4 protein-coding genes are annotated in these 5,929 nt (G+C 73.3%); 1 reads left to right on the top strand and 3 read right to left on the bottom strand.

Translation table 11 applies throughout. The features are described from left to right. Positions 1-1,918 (bottom strand): tetratricopeptide repeat protein (locus Q7W29_06520; GenBank protein ID MDO9171469.1); only part of this gene is annotated, 1,918 nt, incomplete at its 3' end. Positions 1,919-1,931: 13 nt separating this feature from the next. After that, entirely contained in the window at positions 1,932-2,981 is a 1,050-nt protein-coding gene (gene ychF, locus Q7W29_06515) for a redox-regulated ATPase YchF (protein MDO9171468.1), read from the bottom strand. Positions 2,982-3,180: 199 nt separating this feature from the next. Between ychF and Q7W29_06510 the strand changes: the two genes are divergently transcribed. Further along, the gene (locus Q7W29_06510; protein ID MDO9171467.1) at positions 3,181-4,836 is read left to right on the top strand and encodes an NAD-dependent malic enzyme; all 1,656 of its coding nucleotides are present in this window, start codon (positions 3,181-3,183) and stop codon (positions 4,834-4,836) included. Here the strand turns inward: Q7W29_06510 and Q7W29_06505 are convergent. After that, entirely contained in the window at positions 4,820-5,716 is an 897-nt protein-coding gene (locus tag Q7W29_06505; GenBank protein MDO9171466.1) for a methyltransferase domain-containing protein, read from the bottom strand. The two genes, Q7W29_06510 and Q7W29_06505, sit on opposite strands and share 17 nt — an antisense overlap. Positions 5,717-5,929 lie beyond the last annotated feature (213 nt).

The raw sequence follows: 5,929 nt of genomic DNA, 5'->3' as shown, positions 1-5,929 counted from the left end.
CGGGCAGTCGGCGCCGGCCCGCATCGAAGATCGCTCGCGCCTCCGGGTAGCGATGCGCACGGGCCAGGACCACGCCCAGATCCAGCCAGCCGCGGGGATCATCGGGCGCGACCTCCGTCAGGCGGCCGGCGAGCGCCTCGGCCTCGTCGGCGCGACCGGTCCGCGACGAGGCGATGACGGCCTGGTGCAGCAGGTCGGGATCCGCGGGCGCCCCGCGCAGCAGGTCCAGCAGCACGGGCAACGCGGCCGCCGCGTCGCCCTGGCGCACGGCCAGCGCGGCGAAATCGCGGCGGACGTCCTCGGCCAGCGCGGCGCGCGCCATCCCCTCGCGCAGGCAGGCCAGGGCCTCCGCGTCGCGGCCGGACCGTAAGAGCGACGCGGCCAGGCCGCGCCACGCCTCGGGGTGGGCGGGATCGCGCGTGAGCGCGGCGCGGTACAGGTCCTCGGCGCGGCGCTCCTGCTGCCCGGCCGGGCCGTCTTCCCCCGCGGTAGCCCAGCTCGCCTCGGCGAGGCGCGACCAGCGGACAGCTTCGTTCAGATCGCCGGCGGCGGCCAGTCGCGCGAGCCCATCGCCCAGGCCCCAGGGCTGCACCGCCAGCGCGACCGCGACGGCCACGGCGCCGGCGGCGGCCAGGGAGCGCCCTCGGAGCCGCAGCAGGGAGGCGACGGCGGCCCCGGTCAGCAGGGCCAAGCCCGGCACGAGCACCAGCCGGTAGCGCGAGACGACGAAGAACGGGCTCTGCGCGACGACGATCAGCAGCAGGCCCAGCGCCCACGGCCGCAGCCGCGGGTCGCGGCGCAGCGCCAGGGCGGCGCCCGCCAGCCCGCCCGCCGCGAGCAGCCCGTAGGGCACCCAGAACAGGCGCAGGACGGGCGCCTCGCGCGCCCAGGCGACATCGGGCGAAATCTGCGGGATCTCGGCCGCCACCAGGTGCAGGCGCAGCTTGCGCAGCCACAGTCCGGCCGCGTGCAGGGGCCGCTCCTTCACGGCGCGCCACGCCTCGGCGGCCCAGGCGCGGTCGGCGGCCCCCTCGTCGGCCAGTTCCCGTCCGAGACGCTCGGACAGGAAGCGGCGCCCCGACGGGTCCTCCCCGACGTCCAGCCCCCGGAAGGACTGGTACATCCCGTTGGCCTCGCCGCCGTTGCCGATGTAGAGGTTGATGCCGGCGTTGAGGCTCGGCCCGGCCGGACGGCCCAGCCGCGCGGAGTTGGACAGCACGAAGGGCGACATCGCCAGCAGCGCCGCGGCGAGGATCGCCGCCTGCCGGCCGCGACGATCGTCGCGCCCGCACGTCGTCAGCGCCGGCACGAGCAGCAGCAGGGCGGTGCCGCGCAGCAACGCGGCGAGCCCGAGGCAAACGCCCGCCGCGGCGGACCTGCGGCGGGACCCGCGGGCACCGGCGCCGGCCCCGCCCGTCGCGATCGCGAGCGACATGCCGAGCGTGGCCAGGAAGGTCAACGGCACCTCCATCAGGGCGGATCCGGCCAGCACCGCCCCCGGCCGGTAGAGCAGCCACAGCAGCGCCGGGAGCCAGCACACCCCCGGCGGCAACAGGCGCCGGCCCTCGCGCAGCAGCAGCCAGCCCGTCCCCAACCACATCGCGAACTGGGCCGCGCGCAGGCCCCAGGGCGGCGGTCCGGTCCGCACGCGGTGGGCGTCCAGAACGCGCCCGCCGCCGGTCGCCGCCACGAGGTAGGGGTAGAGGGGGGACATGACCGCCGGCCGCTCCGGAACCAGGCGCCCAGCGGCGATGGCGGCCCCCTCGCGCAGGTAGTGCGCCTCGTCGAGCACCGGGACGCGGGACAGGGGGGTGCGGTCGAGGTCGCGCCACGCCGCGAACCACGCCGCGGTCACGACCAGCGCCACGGCCGCGGCCGCGAGCCGTCCCCAGCGGTTCCCGGTGACGGAGCGGATCATCGATCTCCCCGCGTCACACGCTGAAGCGGATGTTCAGCACGTCGCCGTCGCGGACCTCGTAGGACTTCCCCTCCAGGCGGAGCTTGTTCAGCTTCTTGGCTTCGGCCAGGCCGCCGGCGGCGATGAGGTCCTCGTAGGCGACGGTCTCGGCGCGGATGAAACCGCGCTCGAGGTCGGAGTGGATCACGCCCGCCGCCTCCGGCGCCAGCGCGCCGCGACGCAGCGTCCACGCGCGGCACTCGTCCTCGCCCACGGTGAAGAAGCTGTGCAGGCCCAGGGCGCGGTAGGCCGAGCGCACCATGCGGTGGGCGGCGGGCTCGGCGATGCCCAGGTCGGCGAGGAACTCGCTGCGCTCCTGCGGCGACAGCTCGGCCAGTTCGGCCTCGACCTTGGCGCAGAGGTCGACGACCTCCGCCCCGGTCGCCGACGCGGCCGCGAGCACGTCCTGCGGCACGCCGCCCTCGTCGCCGTTCAGCACCAGGATCAGCGGCTTGAGCGTGAGCAGGGAGAAGCCGCTGGTCAGCTTGCGCTCGTCGGCGTTCAGTTCGAGATCGCGCAGGGGCTTGCCGTCGCTCAGCGTCGCCTGGAAGCGCTCCATCAGCGGCGGCTCCAGCGGCTGGTCGTTCTTGCCCTTGCGCTGCTTCTCCTTGGCCAGCTTGTCGATCCGGTTCTCGACGACCTGCAGGTCGGCCAGGACCAGTTCCAGGGCCAGCGACTCGATCTCCGACCGGGGGTCCGGCGTCTCGATGTCGTTGTCGAAGCAGCGCACGACCTGCGCCAGGGCGTCGACCCGCCGCGCGTGCTCCAGGAACCGCGTGCCCTCGCCCGGACCGGCGGCGCCCGAGGGCTCGAAGCCGGGCACGTCGACCCATTCCACCGTGGCGTGGACTTCGCGCTTCGGATTGAACATGGCGGTCAGTTTCTCGAGGCGCGGGTCGGGGATCCTGCCGACGGCGAGGTGGGGCTCCACACCCCCCTGGCCGGTGGGCAGGGAGGCGCCGGTGACGGCGTTGAACAGGGTGGTCTTGCCGGTGAACTTGAAGCCCAGGATGCCGATCTGCACGCGGATCACCTCGGTGGTCGGGGGGTGGGACGGCCGGATGATAGCCCCCCCGCCGGGGATCTGCAATCCGGGCCTGCCGGCGCCGCGGCGGGAGTCGGCGGAAAATCTCGGCGCATTTCCTTGAGATTCCGCTGGTCGCGGTCTAACATCGATGTGAATTGCTTAACAGCGTGTCCACCCTCAGCTAAGGACAGGGGCCATGTTCCGCAAGAAGCACTCCCACGCCTCCGGTTTCCCCACGCGCATGGAACTGCTGCATGACCCCGCCCTGAACAAGGGCTCCGCCTTCACCGACAAGGAGCGCGACGCGCTCGGCCTGCGCGGCCTGCTGCCGCCGCGGGTCCACACCATCGCGGACCAGGTCGAACGGGTCCTGGAGAACTTCCGCAAGCAGCCGACGGACCTGGCCAAGTACATCTTCCTGATCGGCCTGCAGTCGCGCAACGAGGCCCTGTTCTTCCAGGTGATCCTGAACAACCTCGACGAGATGATGCCCATCGTCTACACGCCGACCGTCGGCCAGGCCTGCGTCGAGTACGGCCACATCTTCCGCAAGCCGCGCGGCCTGTTCATCACGGCCGAGGACCGCGGCCGCATCGAGGACATCATCTGGAACTGGCCCGAGGAGGACGTGCGCATCATCGTCGTCACCGACGGCGAACGCATCCTCGGCCTGGGCGACCAGGGCGCCAACGGCATGGGCATCCCGGTCGGCAAGCTGACGCTCTACACGGCCTGCGCGGGCGTGCACCCGGAGCACACGCTCCCCATCACGCTGGACGTGGGCACCGACCGCGAGACCCTGCTCAACGACCCCCTGTACATCGGCATGCCCCACAAGCGCCTGCGCGGCCCCGCCTACGACGAGTTCATCGAGGAGTTCGTGGTCGCCGTGCAGAAGGTCTACCCCAAGGCGATCATCCAGTTCGAGGACTTCGCCAACCGCAACGCATTCCGCCTGCTCGCCAAGTACCGCGACCGCGTCTGCAGCTTCAACGACGACATCCAGGGCACGGCCTCGGTGGCCCTGGCCGGCCTGTTTTCGTCGGTGCGGGTCACCGGCGTGCCGCTGTCGCAGCAGAAGATCCTGTTCTTCGGCGCGGGCGAGGCCGGCATCGGCATCGGCGAGCTGATCGTCTCGGCGATGGTCGCCGACGGCATGGCACGCCAGGCGGCGATGGAGCGGATCTGGTACGTGGACTCCACCGGCCTGGTGTGCAAGACGCGCACCGACCTGGCGGAGCACAAGAAGCCCTTCGCCCACGACCACCCGTTCATCGGCAGCCTCGCCGAGGCCGTGGACAAGCTGGAGCCCACCTGCCTGATCGGCGTCTCGGGCACGCCGCAGACCTTCACCAAGCCGCTGGTCGAGGCGATGGCCCGCATCAACAAGCGGCCGGTGATCTTCGCGCTGTCCAACCCGACCTCGAAGGCCGAGTGCACGGCCGAGCAGTGCTACGGATGGACGGAAGGGCGCGCCCTGTTCGCCAGCGGCAGCCCCTTCGACCCGGTGGAGCTGAACGGCAAGCGCCACGTGTCGGGCCAGGGCAACAACGCCTACATCTTCCCCGGCGTCGGCCTGGGCGCGATCGTCTGCGAGGCGACGCGGATCACCGACGAGATGTTCTCGCGGGCGGCCCACGCGCTGGCCGAGCAGGTGACCGAGGCCGACCTGGCCACCGGCTGCCTGTACCCGCCGCTGCAGCAGATCCGCAAGGTGTCGGCGCACATCGCGGCCGCGGTCGCCGAGGTCGCCTACGACGAGGGCCTCGCGCTGAAGCCGCGTCCCGACGACCTGCTGCAGGCCATGAAGGACGCCATGTACAACCCGGCCTACGTCAGCTACCTCGAGTGACCCGCAGGCGGGCGACCACGCCCGCCGCGGGCCGGCCGTCTGGGTCGCGGTCCTCCACATGCGCCAGGATGTCGAACCGGGAGGCGGGGAAGAGCTCGAGGAGCTCCCCCGCCTCCAGGCAATAGCGCCGGTTCGGCAGCCGCGCGGCGTCGGGCGCGAAGCGGAAGGTCCGCACCACCGCCACGCCCCCGGGCGCCAGCAGCTCCGGCAGCGACGTCAGCAGGGGGCGGTGCAGGAAGCGCAGCGCGAGCGCCAGCGCCCACGGCCCGGCGGGCGCGGCGCCGGCGGCGGTCAGGTCCCGGCACAGCGTGCGCACCGCGATGCCCCGTCCATGGGCGAGCCGCTCGCAGAGGGCGAGCGCGTCCGGCAGATGATCCACGGCCGTCACCTCGTGGCCCCGCCCCGCGAGCCACACCGCTTCGCGGCCGCCGCCGCAGCCGAAATCGATCGCCGGCCCCGCGTCGGGTCCGGGCAGCAGGTCGGCGTGGGCGGCCAGGAAGGCGTTCGGTCGCCAGAGGACGCGCTCGCCCGCTCCGACTTCCCACTCGCCCGGCGGCGCGTCCCGTCCGTGCAGCACCGCCCCGTCGACCTGCTCGCGGCCGCGATCGTGCAGCCAGCGCACCGCCGCGGCGACGAGACCGGGCTCGTCGCCGACCAGCAGCAGCGGCAGGTGGCGTGGGGGCAACAGCGCGGCGGGCAACGCGGCGGCGAAGTCCGCGGCGAGGTCCGTCCCGTCGGGCCGGGCCGCGGCCGCGACCGGCAACGACACCGCCCCGCGCGGGTGGCCGGCGCGATGGGCCGCCGCCGGCCGCAGGTCGGCCACGTCGCCGGACCGCCAGGCGGGATGGGTGCCAACGTCGTGCCAGGACAGCAGTTTCAAGCGGCGACCCCTTCCCCGCCGGTCGCGGGTCTGCTATGATCCGCGCCGACGCCGGCCGCGGTCCCGAGCCGCGGCCGGGATCACCGACGGCGGGTGGACCATGCTGCGTTACGCCTTGTTGCGGACCGTCCTGGATCCCTTGCTGGCAGTCGCCGGCGACGAAGGGCTCGTGCGCCTGGAATTCCTGCCGCGCGCCTACCAATACCACATCCA

The sequence above is a fragment of the bacterium genome, from assembly GCA_030654305.1.
Lineage (GTDB): Bacteria > Krumholzibacteriota > Krumholzibacteriia > LZORAL124-64-63 > LZORAL124-64-63 > PNOJ01.
The sequence above is the reverse complement of the archived record's forward strand: the minus strand, read 5'-3'. Positions and strand labels throughout refer to the sequence as shown.